Origin of the sequence: Aeromonas sp. S2(2024) (genome assembly GCF_041402505.1) — a bacterium.
Lineage (GTDB): Bacteria > Pseudomonadota > Gammaproteobacteria > Enterobacterales > Aeromonadaceae > Aeromonas > Aeromonas media.
Genome location: NZ_JBGLRL010000005.1, coordinates 190,993 through 209,424, shown reverse-complemented (window position 1 = coordinate 209,424; position 18,432 = coordinate 190,993). Strand labels below are relative to the sequence as shown.

Sequence of the window (18,432 nt, the reverse complement as noted above, 5' to 3'; positions counted from 1 at the left end):
AACGAGGGGCCCAAGGCCCCTCGTCACCCTCAGGGGGCAGGATAGACATAGGGGGCCTGCAGCCCGAGCGGGAAGCCCAGCGCCCAGTAGAGCAGCAGGAAGCAGGTCCAGCTCACCAGGAAGGCCAGGGAGTAGGGCAGCATCATGGAGACCAGGGTACCAATCCCGGTGCTCTTCACATACTGCTGGCAATAGACCACCACCAGGGGGAAGAAGACCATCAGCGGGGTGATGATGTTGGAGGCGGAATCCCCTACCCGATAGGCGGCCTGGGTCAGCTCGGGCGAAATCCCCACCGCCATCAGCATGGGCACCAGGATGGGGCTGATGAGCGCCCACTTGGCCGAGGCCGACCCCACCACCAGGTTGACGCTGGCGGTGAGCAGTATCATGCCGACTATGGTCACCTCCCCCGGCAGCGCCAGGGCGTGAAGCACCTCGGCGCCGGAGAGGGCCAGCAGGGTCCCCAGGTTGGAATCACCGAACGCCTTGATGAAGAGGGCACAGAAGAAGGCCATCACCATGTAGGAGCCCATCTTGTTCATGGTGGCCGACATGGCATCGATCACATCCTTGCCGCTCTTGAAGCTCCCCGCCACGAAGCCGTAGACGATGCCGGGCAAGATGAAGAGCAGGAAGATGAGGGGCACGATGGACTTCATCACGGGCGCCGCGAAGGTGGTGAGCGATCCATCCGGTGCCCGCATCGGCGAGTCGTCCGGGGACAGGGCCAGCCCCAGCAGCACCACGGCTGCCAGCATGGCAAACCCGGCCCAGTTGAAGGCCCGGCTCTCCTGCGTGCTGTAGCGCCCCATCTCGTCGGCACTCTCCAGATCCTCGTTGAGGGGCACCTGCTTGAGGCGCGGCTCCACTATCTTCTCGGTGACAAACCAGCCCACGCAGATGATCAGCAGGGAGGAAGCGCCGGTGAAGATGATGTTGCACAGGGTGTTGACCATGTAGTCGGGGTCGAGCAGTTGGGCCGCCGACTGGGTGAACCCCTGCAGCAGGGCATCCCCGCCGGAGGGCAGGAAGTTGGCGGCGAAGCCACCGGAGACCCCGGCAAAGGCTGCGGCTATGCCCGCCAGCGGATGACGGCCCGCCGCATGGAAGATGATGCCGCCGATGGGGATCACCAGCACATAGCCCGCATCTGCCGCCGTATGGCTGACAATGGCCACCAGGATCAGCATGGGGGTCAGGAAGCGCGCTGGGGTGACCTTGAGCAACTTCTTCAGGCCGGTGTTGATGAAGCCGGACTGCTCTGCCACCCCGACCCCCAGCATGGCCACCAGCACTATGCCAAGGGGCGCAAAGCCGGTGAAGGTGGTGACCATGCTGGCGAGAAACTCGGCCAGCCCTGCCCCGGTCAACAGGTTGTTGACCACCACGGCCTCCCCGGTGCGGGGATTGACCAGATCGAAGGAGAACTGGGAGCCTATCCAGGAGCCGACCCAGACGATCAGCAAGGCATAGAGGAACAACATGGCGGGATCCGGCAGCTTGTTGCCCGCCTTCTCGACCCCGTTGAGGAAGCGGTTCAACCAGCCATTGGGAGGGGCCGGACGCTCGTTCACTGCTGCTTGACTCATTATGGTGATACTCCATTACCAAGGAATGAGCGCGCATACTAGCGATAACGTCTAATGAATCCCATGATATGAGACAAAAATTCGATTAATTATGTTTAATTTGGCATGTCGCGCTCCTGAAATGAGACATGCCGCACATTGTCAGCTGTGGTATCAGGCGCCGATCAGCGGATAGTGGCCAAGCTTGCAGCGGATCCCGAAGCCTGCCGCCGCCACCTCCTCCGGGGTCATGGGCGTGCTGAACAGGAATCCCTGGAAGACGTGACAGCCCTGGGCCCGCAGGGCCGCCAGCTCGTGCTCGTCCTCCACCCCTTCCGCCAGGATCCCGAGCCCCAGGCTGGTGGCCATGGCCACGGTGGCCCGGATCACCGGCAGGTTCAGCCCGACCACGAAGGAGCGATCCAGCTTGATGGTGTCGATGGGCAGACGGTTGAGGTAGGCGAGCGACGAGTAGCCGGTGCCAAAATCGTCGATGGCGATCTTGATCCCCTGCTCGCTCAGGGCGTCGAGGATCTCGATGCAGCCCTTCATGTCCAGCATCAGCACGGTTTCAGTCAGCTCCAGCGTCAACAGGCCCGCCTCGACATTGGACTCCCTGAGCTGCTGCGCCACCTGCCCCGGCAGGGAGGCGGAGAGCTGGAAGCCGGAGAGGTTGACCGAGACCGGCACCCGCACCTGCCATTGGCGCTGCCACTCCCCCATCTGGGCCAAGGCGGTGGCGAGCACCCAGCTCCCTATTTCACGAATGAGCCCCATCTCTTCGGCCAGCGGGATGAACTCCGCCGGCGAGACGTGCCCGAGCACGGGGTTGTACCAGCGCAGCAGGGCCTCGAAACCGATGAGCTTCCCCTGGGCCACGTCCACCTGAGGTTGATAGCGCAGGCTCAGCTCCCCCCGGCCGACGGCCTTGGCCAGAAACTGCTTCAGGGTCAGCTTGCGGTGCAGGCTCTGCTGCATGCTGGGGGTGAAGCGCTGCCAGCGCAGGCGCCCCATCTGCTTGGCCTGGTACATGGCCATGTCGGCACGGGTGATGAGGTTGTCGCCATCATCGGCGTCGTCCGGGTAGATGGCGATGCCGATACTGCCGCCTATGGTGACCTCGGGCACTCCGCTCAGTTGCAGCGGCTTGCTCATCTGGGAGAGCATGAGATCCGCCACTTCCTGCGCCCGCTCGCTCGCCTGGTTGAGAGGCACCAGGGCGGTGAACTCGTCTCCACCGAGCCGCGCCAGCTCCACGTCCCGCGGGCAGATCTGCTTGAGCCGACCGGCCACCCGTTCCAACAGGCGATCCCCCGCCTTGTGGCCATAGTTGTCATTGACCAGCTTGAAGTTGTCGAGATCCATGAACACCAGGGCGAAGCGCCCCCCCAGGCCGCAGTAGGCCTCGAGGGACTTCATCAGGCCGTAGCGATTGAGCAGGCCGGTGAGGGAGTCGTGCCAGGCTAGGTGACGGTGTTCGAGCTCCTCGAGCTTGCGATCCGTGATGTCCCGCATGGTCAGCAGGATCCGGGCCCCCTGCTGGATGTGGCGGAACTGATACTGGAACCAGCGCATTCCCTTCTGGGTCCGGCACTCACCCTCGGCCACCACCTCCCCCACCCGGGAGAGCCGGGTGTAGAAAGCCTCATCGCAGCCGGAGAAAACCTGGGTCAGCTGGCTGATGCCGGTGCCGAAGCACATGTCGAAATGGTGGTTGCCGCTCTCGAGGCACCCCTCGTTGTCGAACAGACAGGCCAGGGTGTCACCGGTGGCGAGGGAGGATTCCTGATAGAGGGTATCGGCATCGATGACCGCCTCCGTCATCATCATCTGCCGTCCGGCGAGCTGGATACCGGAGAGGCGCAGATAGACCTGTTTCTTGACCCCCTTGGGGGAGAGGGTCCACCACTCGTTGTAACTGCGATCCTGTTGAAAATCACCGAGATAACGCTGCAACAGCAGATCGATGGCGGCGGCCATGTCGGCCGAAAAATCGCGCGATTGCAGCTCGGACAGGGAACTCGCCTCCCACAATCCCAGGGCGGAGTCATTGGCCCAGTAAATGTGGTGACGCTGGATGTCATAGACCCAGATGGGCGTATGGAGCACATCCATCGCGGTGAGCAGGCGTTCGTCTAGCGTATTCATGTTGAGTGATGATTCATGCTGAAAGCTCATGGCAGAACCGGCCTGGATCCGCGTTTGGTCAACGCGTCCGTGCTGGTACAAAATCCGTTCCGGCCCATAATCTGGAAACAGGCGAGCGAAAAAGGCCGAAATCATATGAAAACGCTACATGTGATCCCCATGGTCAGGAGAAATGGACTCACACTGATATTGTTGGGCATGGTCATAACCATTACTATGATTTTTATACTTTTTTTCCTTCGCGAACAACTGTTAATGCCCGTCATTTTCCTCCTGTTGGCTGGCCTGATGACAATTCTTGTCGGGGCACTGAAACTGTCTGAGCCTCATTTTAGTCTCTCTCTGTGTCAGGATTGCCTGCAATATCACCATAAGTACGGCGGTTGGATCCTGAAATGGAGAAATATTCAGCGAATTGACCAGCCACGTATCCATTTAGGGTGGGATCTGGTGCCCCTGCCCTACATTGGTTTGAAGATAAAGGATTACGACGATTTTTTGACGCTGATCACACCCAGGCTGGCCGTTCGCCTGTTGACCGAGCAGCGCGCCGTGCTGTTGCAGGCAATGAGCAGCGAGCGCCCGGACTGCCTCACCGGAGGCTGCGGCGCCGGCTTGTTGGGAGAGGGGCTGCTGGAAGAGAGCCGCTTTCGCTCCTCCTCGGGCCAGCAATACGAGGGGGTGATCGCAATGCTGGGCAACCGCATGACCCGGCTGCGTGACCTGCTGGGTTATGACCTTCTCGTACCGGACAACAGCCTGGACAGATCCCCTGTCGACTTCGTCCGTTTGCTCAATCAGTACCAACGCGAGTCGAATCTAATCCAGATCAATTAAACGCCGGATTGCGCTTGCCAAGCCTGGCGACTCTTCATAAGGTCACGGGCTTGTTACAAACACCCCCCAAGCCGCTTATGAAGTACATCGAAGAGTTCTATCTGTTCGTCAAGGTGGTGCAAGAGGGCGGTTTCTCCCACGCCGCCGCCGCGTTGGGCATGCCGACCGGCACCATCAGTCGACGCATCTCCCAACTGGAAGAACAGCTCGGGTGCGCCTTGCTGCACCGATCCACTCGCAAGCTGCGCCTCACCGACGAGGGGCTGCGCTATTACGAGCGCCTGTGCACGCCGCTGGCCGAAATCGAGCAGGCAACCGGCGAGATCCAGGGTCAGGAGACGGACATCAGCGGCCTCATCCGCCTCGCCGCGCCCATCGCCCTCTCCAACACCATCCTGGTCGACATGCTGGCGGACTTCGGTCTGCGCTATCCCGGGGTGCAGTTCGACATCAGCCAGACCAATGACCAGGCCCCCCTCTGTGATCAGGACAGGGATCTGGTGTTCTTCAACGGCGAGCTTTCCCAGACCCTGCCCAATGCCCTCTGCCTCGGCCACATCGAGTACGGCCTGTTTGCCTCCCCTCTTTATCTGGAGAAGATGGGCATCCCCTCCCATCCGGCGCAACTGGAAGAGCACGATCTCATCTATTGCTGGCCCCACCAGCACTGGCAGCTGAGCGGGCGGGATCAGCAGACGGTGCAGATCAAGCGGACACCGCGCCTGAGCGTCAACCAGACCCAGGCCGCCGTGCGGGCCGCCCGGCGCCACCTCGGCATCGTCAATGCCCCTCTGCACTATGTGCACCCCTTCCTGCAAGACGAGCAACTGGTCGCCGTGCTGCCGGACTGGCAGTCGGGCAAACGCCCCTTCTACATGCTCCATTGCCAGCCCCGGTTCACGCCGTTGCGTGTTAAGATGTTTGCCAATTTCGTCGAGAAATACTCCGTACGCTATCGCCATCATCAACGGGACGATCAATTTTTGCCGGCCATGCCGCTGCCCGTTGCATCTGACGGTTGATCGCCCACACTTAGCGCAATCCTCGTTGCACAGGTCGGCTAACACTATGAATGTATTGATATGTGATGACTCGGGGTTCGCTCGCAAGCAGTTGATGCGCGCCCTGCCTGCCGGCTGGAATGTCACCCTGCATCAGGCCGCTGACGGCCTGGAAGGGGTCGAGCAGATCCTGATGGGCCACGGCGATCTGATCTTTCTCGATCTGACCATGCCGGAAATGGACGGCTATGGCGTGCTGGAGACCCTCAAGCGGGAGGGATTGCGCAACAAGGTGATCGTGGTCTCCGGCGATATCCAGCCGGAAGCCCATGCCCGCGTCATGGCGCTCGGGGCCCTCGATTTCATCAAGAAACCGGCGTCTCCGGAAACCCTGCTTGCCCTGCTCCAGCGGCACGGCTTGTGGCAACCGGCACCGCACGCGGCCACCTCCCCTGCCCTTGCCGAACGACAACCCATCGAGTCCCCCGTCCTGCTCACCCCCGAGCTGCGGGATGTCTATCAGGAGCTCGCCAACGTCGCCATGGGCCAGGGAGCCAATCTGCTGGCCCGCCTGCTGGACGCCTTCGTGCTGCTGCCCATTCCGAACGTCAACGTGCTGGAGGTCTCCGAGCTGCACATGACCCTCTCGGCCGCCGCGGAGTCGGACACCCTCTCCGCCGTCTGCCAGGGTTTCATCGGGGCCGGCATCGCTGGCGAGGCGCTGCTGCTGTTTCACGATGCCAGCTTCCAGGATCTGGCACGCCTGATGAACCATCAGGGGGTGCTGGATCACAACGCCGAGCTGGAGCTGCTGATGGATACCGCCAACGTCTTGATCGGGGCCTTCCTGCGCGGCTACGCCAACCAGCTCGACACTCCCTTCAGCCAGGGCCATCCCGTGGTGCTCGGTCAGCACAGGCCCATTAGAGATCTCATTCGCACCAACCAGAGCCGCTGGCGCCGCACCCTGGCCATCGAGATCAACTACCGGGTGCAGGGTTATGCGGTACAGTGTGACCTGCTGCTGCTGTTCACCGAAGACTCCATCGCCACCATGAACAACAAGATCATGCATATGCTCTAGCGGTGTGACCCCATCGCCAGCATCAATAACAAGATCATGCATATGCGCTAGCGGTGTGATCCCATCGCCAGCATCAACAACACAGACTCAGGCACCAGGAGTGACCATGGAAATCCGGGAATTTCATTGGCTGATGAACATAGTCCAGAACCTGGACGTGGGGCTGGTCGTGCTCGACAAGAGCTACCGGGTACAGGTATGGAACGGCTTCATGGAGAGCCATAGCGGCCGACTGGCCGGCGAGGTGCGCGATCAGGTGCTGTTCGACCTCTTCCCCGACGTGGACCGCGCCTGGCTGGAGCGCAAGGCCAACATGGTGTTCAAGCTCAACAACCGCGCCTTCAGCACCTGGGAGCAGCGCCCCTATCTGCTGCGCTTCTCCAACTATCGCCCCATTACAGGCTCGGCTCCCCACATGTACCAGAACCTGACCCTGGTGCCCCTGGCCGATTTTGGCGGCGAGGTCACCCATCTGGCCATCATGATCTACGACACCACCGACGAGGCCATGCTGATCAGGGGCCAGCGCCAGGGGTGAGCCCTCGGCACAGAGACACAAGAAGGGCGCCATCAGGCGCCCTTCTTTCCATACTTGCCGATCACCTTCAGCCGTTCAGGAACTCGGTGAAGGCATCGATCACCTCGTCGATGTCGTCATCGGTGATCTGCAGATGGGTCACCAGCCTCAGCTCCCCATAGCCGGAGAAGAGGATGCCGCGCTCCTTCATGAAGCCGAGCAAGGTGGCAGGATCCCCCTGGGTCAGGCGCAGGAACACCATGTTGGTCTGCACCTCTTCCATATTGAGCGCGACGCCTGGCAAGGAAGCCAGCCCCTCTGCCAGACGCCGGGCGCGGCGATGATCGTCCACCAGCCGGGTGACGTGCTGATCCAGGGCAAAAAGTGCGGCCTGGGCCAGGATCCCAGCCTGGCGCATGCCGCCCCCCAGCATCTTGCGCAGCCGTCTGGCCCGCGCGATGAAACCATGGGAACCCACCAGCAGTGAACCGACCGGCGCACCCAGCCCCTTGGAGAGGCAGACGGAGATGCTGTCGAAAGGAGCCGCTATGGCCGCGACCGGCTCACCGCTCGCCACCACGGCATTGAAGAGGCGGGCCCCGTCCAGGTGCAGCAACAAGCCGTGCTCATCCACAAAATCGCGCATCTCGCGCAGGTAATGCAGCGGCAGCACCTTGCCATTGTGGGTATTTTCAAGGCACACCAGCCGGGTCTGGACGAAGTGGGCATCATCGGGGGCGATGGCGGCCCGCACGTCCTTAAGCGCCAGGGTACCGTCGGCCTGCATGGGAACAGACTGCAGAGCCACCGAGCCCAGCACGGCGGATCCTTGCGCCTCGTAGCGATAGATGTGAGAGGCCGAGCCCAGCACGGCCCCTTCTCCACGCTGGCAGTGGCTCATCATCGCCAGCAGGTTGGACATGGTGCCGGATGGCACGAATAGGGCCGCCTCCTTGCCCAGCAGCTCGGCACCCCGTCGCTCCAGGGCATTGATGCTGGGATCTTCCCCATAGACATCATCACCCACCTCGGCGTGCAGCATGCTCTGGCGCATGGCCTCCGTGGGCTGGGTCACGGTATCACTTCGTAAATCGATATAGCGCATGTCATCCTCCTGATGCAGGAGGATGACATTAACCAGCCGGGACTGTGCTGGCAAGGGATGGGGGGCGGGAATGTGAGCCCTGCGGCTCACCAGGGCAGCGGCTGGCCGCGCAAGTCCACGAAGCGGCCAGAGTGCGCCTGGTTCAGCGAGGCCAGGAGATCCAGCAACAACGGTGCCACCAGGGCGGGATCCTGCAACAGGGCCGGGTCAATCTCCTGTCGGAAGGGTTGCTGCATGGGGGTATCCATGAGTCCAGGATGAACCGTGATGACCCCGGCACCGGGGAATCGCTCGGCCCACTCGGCGGCCAGGATCCGGGATCCCATGTTGAGGGCTGCCTTGCTCATCCGATAGCTGTAACGGCGAGCAGGCTCCCTATGAGCCTCTCCCAGGCTGCCCGCCAGATCGGAGAGGGTACAAAGCCACAGCCGACTCTCGAACGTCATCAGCCGGCTCAGGCTAGCGCCAAGAGCCAGGTGGGGCCAGGCATTGGCCTGCAGGCTTTCGCCAAGCCACTGGGGGGTTACCTCCTCCACTCGTCGCTCCGGCATGTGGCTGAGATCGTGCAGCAGACCTATGGTGTTGATCACCACATTCGGCAGGGTGGCGGTGTCATAGAGGGTGAACAGGGCGTCGAAGGAGAGCGGGTCCACCTCCTGCAACGGGAAATAGCAGGCCGGATCCAGCCCTTTGGGCAGTTGTCTGCCCGCCAGCAACCACTCTTCGCCACGGCTGGCGAGCTCATGGGCCAGGGCCCCTCCCAATCCACCACTGCCCAGGATCAGATAACTCATCTGTGTGTCCTTGGTTTTGTCCTTTGCTTAGAGGGTATCAGAAGAATGGCAGGCTGCCGCTGGCCTGCGGCCTCAGGCCTCTGCCAGGTGACGTCCGAACTCCCTCGCACGCGCCAGATCCAGAAAACCGTCCGCCTGCTTGTGGCTGCGCAAAAACTGATAGTAGGCGAGCAGGGTCACCAGATGCTGCTCGTCCGGCAGCGGCTGGCCGGGGAGCGTCTCCTGCACCAGCGCCCCCGCCGCCGCCAGCGCGTCCCTGTCCACCACCTCGGCCTGGCGGTAGAGATAGCCGCAGCCGGTGGCGAGCCATTCCAGGGAGCAGTTGGCCCCCATGGCGATCTGGTTCGCCTTGCCAAGGCCGGGCCCGGCCCCTTTCAGATACTTGCGGATCAGAGCCTCACTCAGCCCCACTTTGCGGGCAAAGGCGCTGACGCTGCCCTCCCCGATCAGGCTCTGCAGCCTGGCGGCAAATCCTTCCATCACACTCTCTCCTCTCACTGGCATGCTGGCCACGGTCAGTGGGGTGGTCAGAACCATAGTTCGAATTCGCAAAGGGGGTATTATTGCCTTGTCCGCCAGAAGAGACCAAGATGCTGGCAGCATTCATTCTGCCTTTATTTTTCCGTCTCTTTATCCGTAGAGGAGTCACCATGTCCGTATCCCGTCTTGCCCTGCACCATCAAGGCCCCACCTTCTCCCGCCTCATCATGGGCTACTGGCGCCTGATGGAGTGGCAACTCTCCCCGGCCGCCCTGCTGGATCTGATGAAATACCACCTGGATCTCGGGGTCACCACCATAGATCACGCCGATATCTACGGCGGTTACCAGTGCGAGGAGGCCTTCGGCCAGGCCCTGCGTCTGGAGCCCTCCCTGCGCAGCCGGATGGAGATTGTCAGCAAGTGCGGCATCGCCCTCACCGCCAAGCCGGAACACGCTCTCAATCACTACAACACCAGCAAGGGCCACATCGTCGCCAGCGCCGAGGCCTCCTTGCAAAAGCTCGGCACCGATCACCTGGATCTGCTGCTGATCCACCGCCCCGACCCTCTGATGAATGCCGACGAGGTGGCCGAGGCCTTCATCAGCCTCAAGCAGGCGGGCAAGATCAAGCACGCCGGCGTCTCCAACTTCACTCCCCACCAGTTCGCGCTGCTGCAATCCCGCCTGCCCTTCCCCCTGGTCACCAACCAGCTGGAGATCTCGCCGCTGCATCAGGAAGGGACGCTGGATGGCGCTCTGGATCAGTGCCAGCAACTGGGCATCAAGCCCATGGCCTGGTCCTGCCTCGGTGGCGGACGGTTGTTCAACGATCCTGCCTATGCCCCGCTGCGGGCCGAGCTCGAGCAGATCCGCCAGGAGCTGGGGGCCCAGACCATGGAACAGGTGGTCTACGCCTGGGTGATGATGCTGCCGAGCCAGCCGCTGCCGCTCATCGGCTCGGGCAAGCGGGAGCGGATCACCGCCGCCGTGGCGGCCGAATCCATCCAGCTCAGCCGCCAGCAGTGGTTCCGCATCCGCAAGGCCGCCCTGGGTTACGATGTGCCCTGATCCCGCCTGCCCCTGATCGCGAGGCAAACAAAAACGGCATGGATTGCTCCATGCCGTTTTTCGTTATCGAGACGATTCAACGATGGCGCTGAGGGCGGCCACGAGGTGCATCTGTCTTCGGTTTGGCCTGGTTGACCGTAATGGTACGGCCACCTATTTCGGTGCCATGCAACTCGGCGATGGCCTTCTCGGCATCCCCGTTGACAGGCATTTCAATGAAGCCAAACCCCTTGGACTGACCGGTATCGCGATCGATGATGATATCGACCTTGTCTACCTGCCCAAATTGGCTGAACACGTTTGTCAGTTCGTCGGCCGTCATCCGGTACGACAGATTACCTACGTAAATCTTCATGCCATCTACTCTCGATTCAAGGTGCCTTATCTATGCATCCACCGACCTGGAGTAAGGGCACAACCCCCCTGCCGGACCAGCCATGGCATCATGCCGTGGCACTCCCTGCTTCACAGCCCAAGTCGTTGATCTCTTGGACTATCGGAGCAGGAAAGATCAATTCGAATCAGAGGGAGTATCTGAGCTTTACGGTGAATTGTCGAGAAAATAGTCAGACCGGCTGCAGCGCGGCCAACAGCTTGTTCAGGGCCCGGCGGCTGTGCCAGGCCCGTTTAAAACCGAAGCGATAGACCCCAGGGGCCACCTCATGGGTGCCTTCCCGGGTCAGGCCCAGCAAGCTGGCGGCGTCGGCCAGGGTCTCTTCATCCAGCCCGAGATCCAGGCTGAAGTCGAGCCACTGACCATCGTGACCCACCTTGCGATCCCTCTCAATGCCCACCAGCGCCGCCTTCGGCAGGGCCAGGGCCCGGTCTTCGCCGCCGTTGAGCAGATAGAGGTGGTGATCGTCCCAGGCGAGCTCCGCCAACCGCCAGCGCTGCCAGTTGCGCGGCAACACCACCATCACTAGCACTATGCCGCCAAACACCAGACCGACCCAGGGCAGCAGCCCCATCTCGGGATACCCCAGCAAGAGCGCGGCCACCACAGTCCCCAGGCTCGCCAGCAACAGGCAGATCATGACCCCGTAGAAGCGCCGCGCCGGTGGCATCAGCCAGTTCACGCCCCCCTGCAATGCCAGTTCACTGACTCTCATTTCATCCTCCTCACATGATGGAAACGGCCCTGCCGCATTGGCGTTGGCACGCATTGTGCGCGAGCCCACCCATGGGTTGCAACCGGCGCGGCGGCACGGATGACGGCCAGCCGCAACTCTTGGTATGCTTGGGGCTGTCTGAGCCCGCCATCTTCAGGAGTCCCATGTTCGCCACTGCCCTGCTGCTCACCACCAGCGCCCTCTATGCAGAAGCCATCGGCGGCTACGCTGCCGGTTGCCTGAAAAATGCCGTGGCCCTGCCGCTGACAGGGCCCGGCTATCAGGTGATCCGCAGCAAGCGGCTGCGCTATTACGGTCACCCCGACCTCATTCACTACCTGCAGGGCCTGGCCAACCAGACCAGGCTGGCCGGCATGCCGGATCTCTATATCGCCGATCTCGCCATGGCCCGGGGCGGCCCCTTCACCTCTGGTCATCGCAGCCACCAGACCGGCCTCGATGCCGACATCTGGTTCCGGATGGCCGACAGACCCATCAGCCAGTGGGAGCAGGATGCCCCCAAGGAGTGGGCGCTGATCGACGAGCCCAGCTACCGTATGCTGCCCGGCCGTTTCGGCTCCCAGCAACTCACCCTGCTGCGCCTCGCTGCCAACAAGCCCGAGGTGGCGCGCATCTTCGTCAACCCCGTCATCAAGGCCGAGGTGTGCAAACGGGCGGCCGATGAACCCTGGGTCGCCAAGCTGCGCCCCTGGGTCGGCCACTTCAGCCACTTCCACGTCAGGTTGCGCTGCCCGGTGAACAGCCCGGATTGCCAGCCCCAGGCCCCCATCCCCCCCGGCAACGGCTGCGATGCCGAGCTGGCCTCCTGGCTCAAGGACAAACCCCAGTTGCCCAAGGTCTCCATGAGCTACCGAGCCCCCGCCCTACCGAGGCGTTGTGAGGGCTGACCACAAGCTGCTATGGTGAGCCGATATCCGTCAGAAATTTCAATGGAGAACAACAAGATGGCCATTTCACTCCGGCACAGGGCCACCCAGTGCCTGCTGACTTTCACCCTGCTGCTGGGATTGACCGGGTGCGGCATGAACAACATCCCCACCCTGGATGAGCAGGTCAAGGCGAGTTGGGGCCAGGTCGAGAACCAGTACCAGCGCCGGACCGATCTCATTCCCAACCTGGTGGCGACCGTCAAGGGGTACGCCAGCCACGAGCAGGAGACCTTGAAGGCGGTGACCGATGCCCGCGCCCGGGTCGGCAGCCTGCAGGTGAGCGACCCCGCCCAGCTCAAGGCCTTTGAAGCGGCCCAGGATCAGCTCTCCAGCGCCCTCTCCCGCCTGATGGTGGTGGTGGAGCGCTACCCGGATCTGAAAGCGGATCAGCAGTTCCTGACCCTGCAGGCACAGCTGGAAGGCACCGAGAATCGCATTGCGGTGGCGCGGCGCGACTACATAGAGGCGGTGCGCCAGTTCAATACCGAGATCCGCACCTTCCCGGGGGTCATCTGGTCCAAGCTGCTCTATTCGGATCTCGAGGCCAAGCCCACGTTCAGCGCCAAGCCCGGTGCCGATGAGGCGCCCAAGGTCAGCTTCCAATGACGATGATGTTGCGCGCGCTGCTCCCCTTGCTGCTGCTCTGGACGACAACGCTGCAAGCCGCCCCCGCCTTTCCGCCGTTAAGTGGGCGTGTGGTGGATGAGGCGGCCCTGATGTCTCGCAAGCAGGCCCACCAGCTGACCCAGCAACTGGCCGCCTTCGAGAAGCGCAGCGGCATCCAGCTGGTGGTGGTCTCCATCGACAGCCTCGATGGGGAGACCATAGAGGAGTACGGCTACCAGCTCGGTCGCCACTGGGGCATAGGCCAGAAGGGCAAGAACAACGGCGTGCTGCTGCTGATCGCCCAGGATGAGCGCAAGGTGCGCATCGAAGTGGGTTATGGCCTGGAAGGAGCTCTGCCCGATGCCATCGCCGCCAACATCATCCAGACCCGGATCCTGCCCGCCTTCAAGCGCGGCGACATGGTGGCCGGCGTGGTCGCCGGCAGCCAGGGCATCATGCAGGCCCTGGCCGGGGAGTATCAGCCCGTAGACAACGCCAGCAAGGAGGAGAAGCAAGGCGGCCCCTGGCTCTTCATCCTGGTAGTGATAGTGATGATCGTGCTGCATAACCTGCGGGGGGGCGGTGGTGGCGGCGGTCGCGGCCGGCGCAACGCCGCCTATCTGGTCGGCGGTTTCGGTGCCGGACGCACCGGCGGCGGTTTTGGGGGCGGCGGTGGTTTCAGTGGCGGCGGTGGCAGTTTTGGTGGCGGCGGTGCTTCCGGCGGTTGGTAATCAGGGAACAAGAGACAACAAGATGATTTCGAAACAGTTCTATCACACCTTGCAGGCCAGGGTACGGCAGGCCGAGCAGGCCACGGACGCCGAACTGGTCACAGTGCTGGCCCCGGCCAGCGATGGCTATCGCTATATTCCGACCCTCTGGGCCGCGCTGCTGGCCATGCTCACTCCTCTGCTGGTGTTCCAGCTCGGCTTCTGGCTCGGCTGGTACGAGATCCTGCTGGTGCAGTGGTCGGTCTGGTTGCTGCTGAGCCTGCTGTTCCACTGGACCCCCATCAAGATGCGGCTGATCCCGAAAAAAGTGCGTCAGCACAGGGCGGCACTGATGGCCCGCCTGCAATTTGTCGAGCAGGGGCTGCACCGCACCCGCGACCGGCTCGGGGTGCTGATCTTCGTCTCGGTGGCGGAGCACTATGTGGAGATCCTGGTGGATGACGGCATAGCCCAGCACATAGACAACGCGCAGTGGCAGCAGATCATCGACGACTTCGTGGTACGGGTGCGCAACAAGGAGGTGGAACAAGGCTTCCTCGAGTGCGTGGATCGCACCAGCGCCATCCTGACCGATGCGTTTCCGGCCACCCGGGATCAAAACGAGTTGCCCGACAGCCTGATCATTTTGGACAAACCTTGATCGGGCTTAAAAAACCGGCATTCTGTTCAAGGGATAGGCATTCGATAAAGATTCTGAAAAATAAGGGGAAAAGTGTTTGACCCCGAGTCAGCTTTCCCCTAAATTACGCCCCGTTCCAGCGCAACGGCGCAGCGAACGACGTGGTGATTGAACACGTGAAGCAGCAGTCGAAAATTTGGTGAGGTGTCCGAGTGGCTGAAGGAGCACGCCTGGAAAGTGTGTATACGGCAACGTATCGAGGGTTCGAATCCCTCCCTCACCGCCAAATTATAAAAAACCGACCTCAGGGTCGGTTTTTTTGCATCTGGGTTACCGTGTTCCCTGATGCGCATAGAGGGAGGGTGAGAACCCTCGCCGGGTTCGAGCAGAGCGGCTTGCCGCGATGAACGGCCAGAGGCCGCCCCGAAGGGGTGAGCCACGCAGTGGCAAATCATCCCTTCCTCACCGCCAAATTGAAAAACCGACCTCAGGGTCGGTTTTTTGCTTTTGGTCTTCGCCGATACACGCAAGCGCCGAGGGGGAGAAGGTCAACCGCCACCACCAGCCCTCGCATACCATTCCATCCTTTTTCATCACCGATATTTCAGGGCCATTCTCCCATTTCATCAGGATGTCACCCTGCCCGGTTGCAGCCTTGCAGCCATGTTCACGTCCGCCAGCCCTCATGATCCCGCGACTCGGGCCGACACAGGAAGGTGGAGCCATGTCGGTATCCTCTCGGATATTGCTCACCGATTGTATTTCGTTTTGAAAAACTGATAGTTAAATAGCTACACTAGCCACACACATCGCATAGGGATATGGACAAATGAGTCTTATCGGTTTGCTGCTGGCCCTGGCTGCCATCCTGGGCGGCAACCTCATCGAGGGGGGGCATCCCAGCGCCCTGCTCGATCTCCCCGCCTTTCTCATCGTGATCGGGGGAACCGTGGGAGCCGCACTGACCCAGTTCCCCTTCTCCGTGGTCGGCAAGACCTTCAAGCGCTTCAAGTGGCTCATCTCTCCCCTGCGCCTCGACATGCTGGAGCAGGCTCAGCTACTGGAGACCCTGGCAGGCAACGCCCGGCGCAGCGGCATGCTGGCACTGGAGGGGATGATCGATGACATCAAGGATCCCTTCCTGCAAAAAGGGGTGCAGATGATGGTAGATGGCTACGAGAAGACCAAGATCCACGAGGTGCTGGAAAACGAGATCGAATTCGAGCAGGAAGATCTCGAGCAGACCGTCAAATTCTACGAGGCCATGGGGGGCTACTGCCCGACCATGGGGATAGTCGGGGCCGTGTTCGGCCTCATTCACGCCATGGGGCTGCTGGATGCACCGGACAAGCTCGGTGGTGCCATCGCGGTGGCCTTCATCGCCACCATCTACGGGGTCGGCGCCGCCAACCTGATCTTCCTGCCCTTTGGCAACCGCTACAAGGGCTTCGCCCACCAGATCCGCCACTACAAGGAGATGACCCTGACCGGCATCCTCTGCATAGTGGACGGTGAGTCACAACAGCGGCTGCAAGTGACCCTTGAACCCTACCTCGGAGGCCATGGTGGCGAAAAAGAAAAAGGCTGAGGCACCGGAGAACCATGAGCGCTGGCTGGTCTCCTATGCCGACTTCATGACCCTGCTGTTTGCCCTGTTCGTGGTGCTCTACTCCTTCGCCATGGCCAAGCAATCGGAGACCCGGGTGCTGATCCAGGGCTTTATCGAGTCGCTTGGCAAGATAGGCCTCATCTCTCTGCCTGCCGGCTCTCCCGTGATGCAGGGGGGGACCGGCATTCTGGAGCCGGAGTCCAAGACCACACCGGGCACCTCTCAGAAAGAGGAAGTGCTGGACAACCAGGCGCCGGCCGCCGCAGCCGATCCCTTCAACGAGGCCATAGGCGCCTCGGAGAAACCCAGCGCCACCGAGTCATGGCCCCACAAGACCAAGGAGCAGGAGTGGGCCACCCTCACCAAGCAAAAACTGGATCAGCAGCTCAAGAGCCAGATTGAATCCAAGGAGATCGAGGTGGAACAGCTCGGCAGCCAGCTGGTGATCCGCATCGGCGAGAAGACCCTATTCCCGGCCGACTCGGCCTTCCTGCAGCCCCAGTTCATCCCCCTGGTCAACAAGGTCTCCGACGTGCTGGCCGATATTCCGGGCATGGTGGTGGTCACTGGCCATACTGACAACTCCCAGGCCCCGGTGGAGCTCTATCGCAACAACTGGGAGCTGTCGGTGCTGCGAGCCGCCACCATAGTCCATACCCTGCTCACCAACCCCAAGCTGGATTCACGCCGCGTCATCGCCCAGGGCGTGGCGGACACCCAGCCCCGCTTTGCCAACGACACCCCGGCCCATCGCCAGGCCAATCGCCGGGTGGAGATAGTGCTCTCCCAGGGCAAGGCGGCGGAACAAGCCCTTCCCCTCCTCGCCCCCTGATGAAAAGACCCCGCCATGCGGGGTCTTTCGTTTTGTCGATTAGTTTGTTTTTTGCACCATTTCGCCATTTCTCCCACCGCGTAAAAGCAATTGAAAATGATTCTCAAATGAGAAAATTGACCCCGCTAGCAAAACGCGATTTTCCCCCTATTGATTAATAATTAATCCTTTGAAATGACATGTAAATCAGTATGAAAGTGGCATACTACGTAGCATCCTTGTTAAGTCACATGATTAATTCGGTTAGGGAAAACCTATATGTTTGCTGATATTGCTGTCCAGCATTGGGCCTTTGCTGTCTACGTCATTGGGGCCATCTGCATCTGTCTGACCATGATAGGCGTCGCCGCCTTGCTGGGGGGACGAGCCTATGGCCGTGCCAAAAACAGGCCCTTCGAATCGGGCATCGACTCCGTCGGCAATGCCCGTCTGCGTTTCTCCGCCAAGTTCTATCTGGTCGCCATGTTCTTCGTCATCTTCGACGTCGAGGCGCTCTATCTCTTCGCCTGGTCCGTCTCCGTTCGGGAGAGCGGCTGGGTCGGTTTCATCGAAGCCACCATCTTCATCACCCTGCTGCTGGTAGGCCTCATCTACCTGTGGCGCATCGGTGCTCTCGACTGGGCCCCGAAGAAACGCGTCCTGACTGACAAGAAGCCAGACTGATTTACCGATTATCCCTTTGAGGTTGCACCATGAAGTACACCCTGACCCGGATTGACCCGGATGCGCCCGTTGAGCGCTACCCCCAGGAACAGCGCCAGACCGTCGATGACCCGCTGGCGCAGCAGGCGACCCGCGGCATCATGATCGGGCGCCTCGAAGAGGTGCTGCAAGACACCGTCAACTGGGGCCGCAAGAATTCCCTCTGGCCCTACAACTTCGGCATCTCCTGCTGCTATGTGGAGATGTGTACCGCCTTCACCTCCCCCCATGACGTGGCCCGCTTCGGCGCCGAAGTCATCCGGGCTTCGCCCCGTCAGGCGGATTTCATGGTGATCGCAGGGACTCCCTTCATCAAGATGGCGCCGGTCATCCAGCGCCTCTATGAACAACTGCTCGAACCCAAGTGGGTCATCTCCATGGGGGCCTGTGCCAACTCGGGCGGCATGTATGACATCTATTCCGTGGTGCAGGGGGTGGACAAGTTCCTGCCGGTCGACGTCTACATCCCGGGCTGCCCGCCCCGTCCCGAAGCCTTCCTGCAAGCCCTGATGCTGCTGCAAGACTCCATCGGCAAGGAGCGCCGCCCCCTCTCCTGGGTGGTGGGCGATCAGGGGGTCTACCGTCCCCAGATGCAGGCGGAGAAGGATCGCAAGCGGGAAGAGCGCATCCAAGTCACCAACCTGCGCACGCCGGATGAGATCTGACC

The 18,432-nt window shown here is 61.5% G+C and carries 21 protein-coding genes, 1 tRNA gene and 1 other RNA gene; 15 read left to right on the top strand and 8 right to left on the bottom strand.

The features are described from left to right. Positions 1-29: 29 nt before the first annotated feature. Both ACB039_RS07905 and ACB039_RS07900 read right to left on the bottom strand, forming a co-directional pair. Positions 30-1,592 (bottom strand): AbgT family transporter, encoded by a 1,563-nt coding sequence (locus ACB039_RS07905; protein ID WP_041205609.1) that lies wholly within the window; start codon positions 1,590-1,592, stop codon positions 30-32. A 153-nt stretch (positions 1,593-1,745) separates the two neighbouring features. Further along, positions 1,746-3,686 (bottom strand): bifunctional diguanylate cyclase/phosphodiesterase, encoded by a 1,941-nt coding sequence (locus tag ACB039_RS07900; protein WP_005327794.1) that lies wholly within the window; start codon positions 3,684-3,686, stop codon positions 1,746-1,748. A gap of 168 nt (positions 3,687-3,854) precedes the next feature. Between ACB039_RS07900 and ACB039_RS07895 the strand changes: the two genes are divergently transcribed. The 4 genes from ACB039_RS07895 to ACB039_RS07880 all read left to right on the top strand — a co-directional run bounded on the left by ACB039_RS07895 (position 3,855) and on the right by ACB039_RS07880 (position 7,179). Beyond that, entirely contained in the window at positions 3,855-4,556 is a 702-nt protein-coding gene (locus ACB039_RS07895) for a DUF2982 domain-containing protein (protein ID WP_041206904.1), read from the top strand. A gap of 77 nt (positions 4,557-4,633) precedes the next feature. Then, entirely contained in the window at positions 4,634-5,578 is a 945-nt protein-coding gene (locus ACB039_RS07890) for a LysR family transcriptional regulator (RefSeq protein WP_182788659.1), read from the top strand. Between the two features lie 46 nt (positions 5,579-5,624). After that, positions 5,625-6,641, top strand: coding sequence for a response regulator (locus tag ACB039_RS07885; RefSeq protein ID WP_005327786.1), 1,017 nt, complete (start codon positions 5,625-5,627; stop codon positions 6,639-6,641). A gap of 106 nt (positions 6,642-6,747) precedes the next feature. Continuing rightward, positions 6,748-7,179, top strand: coding sequence for a PAS domain-containing protein (locus ACB039_RS07880; protein ID WP_371165432.1), 432 nt, complete (start codon positions 6,748-6,750; stop codon positions 7,177-7,179). A gap of 67 nt (positions 7,180-7,246) precedes the next feature. On the opposite strand, the gene ltaE is transcribed toward ACB039_RS07880, so the two are convergent. From ltaE to ACB039_RS07865, 3 genes are all read right to left on the bottom strand, one after another. Next, positions 7,247-8,263, bottom strand: a complete 1,017-nt coding sequence (ltaE, locus tag ACB039_RS07875) for a low-specificity L-threonine aldolase (protein ID WP_005327779.1) — start codon at positions 8,261-8,263, stop codon at positions 7,247-7,249. A gap of 86 nt (positions 8,264-8,349) precedes the next feature. Next, the gene (locus tag ACB039_RS07870) at positions 8,350-9,057 is read right to left on the bottom strand and encodes a hypothetical protein (protein WP_005327776.1); all 708 of its coding nucleotides are present in this window, start codon (positions 9,055-9,057) and stop codon (positions 8,350-8,352) included. Between the two features lie 72 nt (positions 9,058-9,129). Beyond that, positions 9,130-9,537, bottom strand: a complete 408-nt coding sequence (locus ACB039_RS07865; RefSeq protein ID WP_041205608.1) for a hypothetical protein — start codon at positions 9,535-9,537, stop codon at positions 9,130-9,132. A gap of 170 nt (positions 9,538-9,707) precedes the next feature. Here ACB039_RS07865 and ACB039_RS07860 point away from each other — a divergent pair, with 170 nt between their 5' ends. Beyond that, positions 9,708-10,607, top strand: coding sequence for an aldo/keto reductase family oxidoreductase (locus tag ACB039_RS07860; RefSeq protein ID WP_041205607.1), 900 nt, complete (start codon positions 9,708-9,710; stop codon positions 10,605-10,607). Between the two features lie 76 nt (positions 10,608-10,683). Here ACB039_RS07860 and ACB039_RS07855 read toward each other — a convergent pair whose 3' ends face one another. Then, complete coding sequence (locus tag ACB039_RS07855; RefSeq protein ID WP_081805676.1) at positions 10,684-10,962, bottom strand: RNA-binding protein; 279 nt, start codon at positions 10,960-10,962, stop codon at positions 10,684-10,686. Between the two features lie 211 nt (positions 10,963-11,173). Next, on the bottom strand, positions 11,174-11,716 hold the full coding sequence (locus ACB039_RS07850) for a hypothetical protein (RefSeq protein ID WP_041205606.1): 543 nt from the start codon (positions 11,714-11,716) through the stop codon (positions 11,174-11,176). A 164-nt stretch (positions 11,717-11,880) separates the two neighbouring features. Here ACB039_RS07850 and mepA point away from each other — a divergent pair, with 164 nt between their 5' ends. The 6 genes from mepA (at position 11,881) to ACB039_RS07820 (ending at position 15,093) form a co-directional block, all read left to right on the top strand. Further along, on the top strand, positions 11,881-12,624 hold the full coding sequence (gene mepA, locus ACB039_RS07845; RefSeq protein ID WP_005327763.1) for a penicillin-insensitive murein endopeptidase: 744 nt from the start codon (positions 11,881-11,883) through the stop codon (positions 12,622-12,624). A gap of 42 nt (positions 12,625-12,666) precedes the next feature. Continuing rightward, the gene (locus ACB039_RS07840) at positions 12,667-13,272 is read left to right on the top strand and encodes a LemA family protein (RefSeq protein WP_005327761.1); all 606 of its coding nucleotides are present in this window, start codon (positions 12,667-12,669) and stop codon (positions 13,270-13,272) included. Next, a complete protein-coding gene (locus ACB039_RS07835; protein WP_041205605.1) occupies positions 13,269-14,003 on the top strand; it encodes a YgcG family protein in 735 nt (244 codons plus the stop codon). Before ACB039_RS07840 ends, ACB039_RS07835 begins: the two co-directional genes overlap by 4 nt. A 22-nt stretch (positions 14,004-14,025) precedes the next feature. Beyond that, positions 14,026-14,643, top strand: coding sequence for a TPM domain-containing protein (locus ACB039_RS07830; protein ID WP_041205604.1), 618 nt, complete (start codon positions 14,026-14,028; stop codon positions 14,641-14,643). 177 nt (positions 14,644-14,820) lie between these two features. After that, positions 14,821-14,908, top strand: a tRNA-Ser gene (locus ACB039_RS07825). Positions 14,909-14,964: 56 nt separating this feature from the next. Then, positions 14,965-15,093, top strand: a non-coding RNA gene (locus ACB039_RS07820) — RtT sRNA. On the opposite strand, the gene ACB039_RS07815 is transcribed toward ACB039_RS07820, so the two are convergent. Continuing rightward, on the bottom strand, positions 15,085-15,348 hold the full coding sequence (locus ACB039_RS07815; RefSeq protein WP_041205916.1) for a hypothetical protein: 264 nt from the start codon (positions 15,346-15,348) through the stop codon (positions 15,085-15,087). The two genes, ACB039_RS07820 and ACB039_RS07815, sit on opposite strands and share 9 nt — an antisense overlap. A gap of 103 nt (positions 15,349-15,451) precedes the next feature. Between ACB039_RS07815 and ACB039_RS07810 the strand changes: the two genes are divergently transcribed. The 4 genes from ACB039_RS07810 (at position 15,452) to ACB039_RS07795 (ending at position 18,430) form a co-directional block, all read left to right on the top strand. Beyond that, positions 15,452-16,210 carry a flagellar motor protein gene (locus ACB039_RS07810; protein ID WP_041205919.1) on the top strand — a complete coding sequence of 253 codons (759 nt, stop codon included), beginning with the start codon at positions 15,452-15,454 and terminating at the stop codon, positions 16,208-16,210. Beyond that, complete coding sequence (locus ACB039_RS07805) at positions 16,185-17,063, top strand: flagellar motor protein MotB (protein ID WP_041205921.1); 879 nt, start codon at positions 16,185-16,187, stop codon at positions 17,061-17,063. The genes ACB039_RS07810 and ACB039_RS07805 overlap by 26 nt, the downstream gene beginning before the upstream one ends. A 258-nt stretch (positions 17,064-17,321) precedes the next feature. Beyond that, positions 17,322-17,726 (top strand): NADH-quinone oxidoreductase subunit A, encoded by a 405-nt coding sequence (locus ACB039_RS07800; protein ID WP_025327214.1) that lies wholly within the window; start codon positions 17,322-17,324, stop codon positions 17,724-17,726. Positions 17,727-17,755: 29 nt separating this feature from the next. Beyond that, positions 17,756-18,430: an NADH-quinone oxidoreductase subunit B family protein gene (locus ACB039_RS07795; protein ID WP_005324228.1), complete on the top strand. Its 675-nt coding sequence runs from the start codon at positions 17,756-17,758 to the stop codon at positions 18,428-18,430. Positions 18,431-18,432 lie beyond the last annotated feature (2 nt).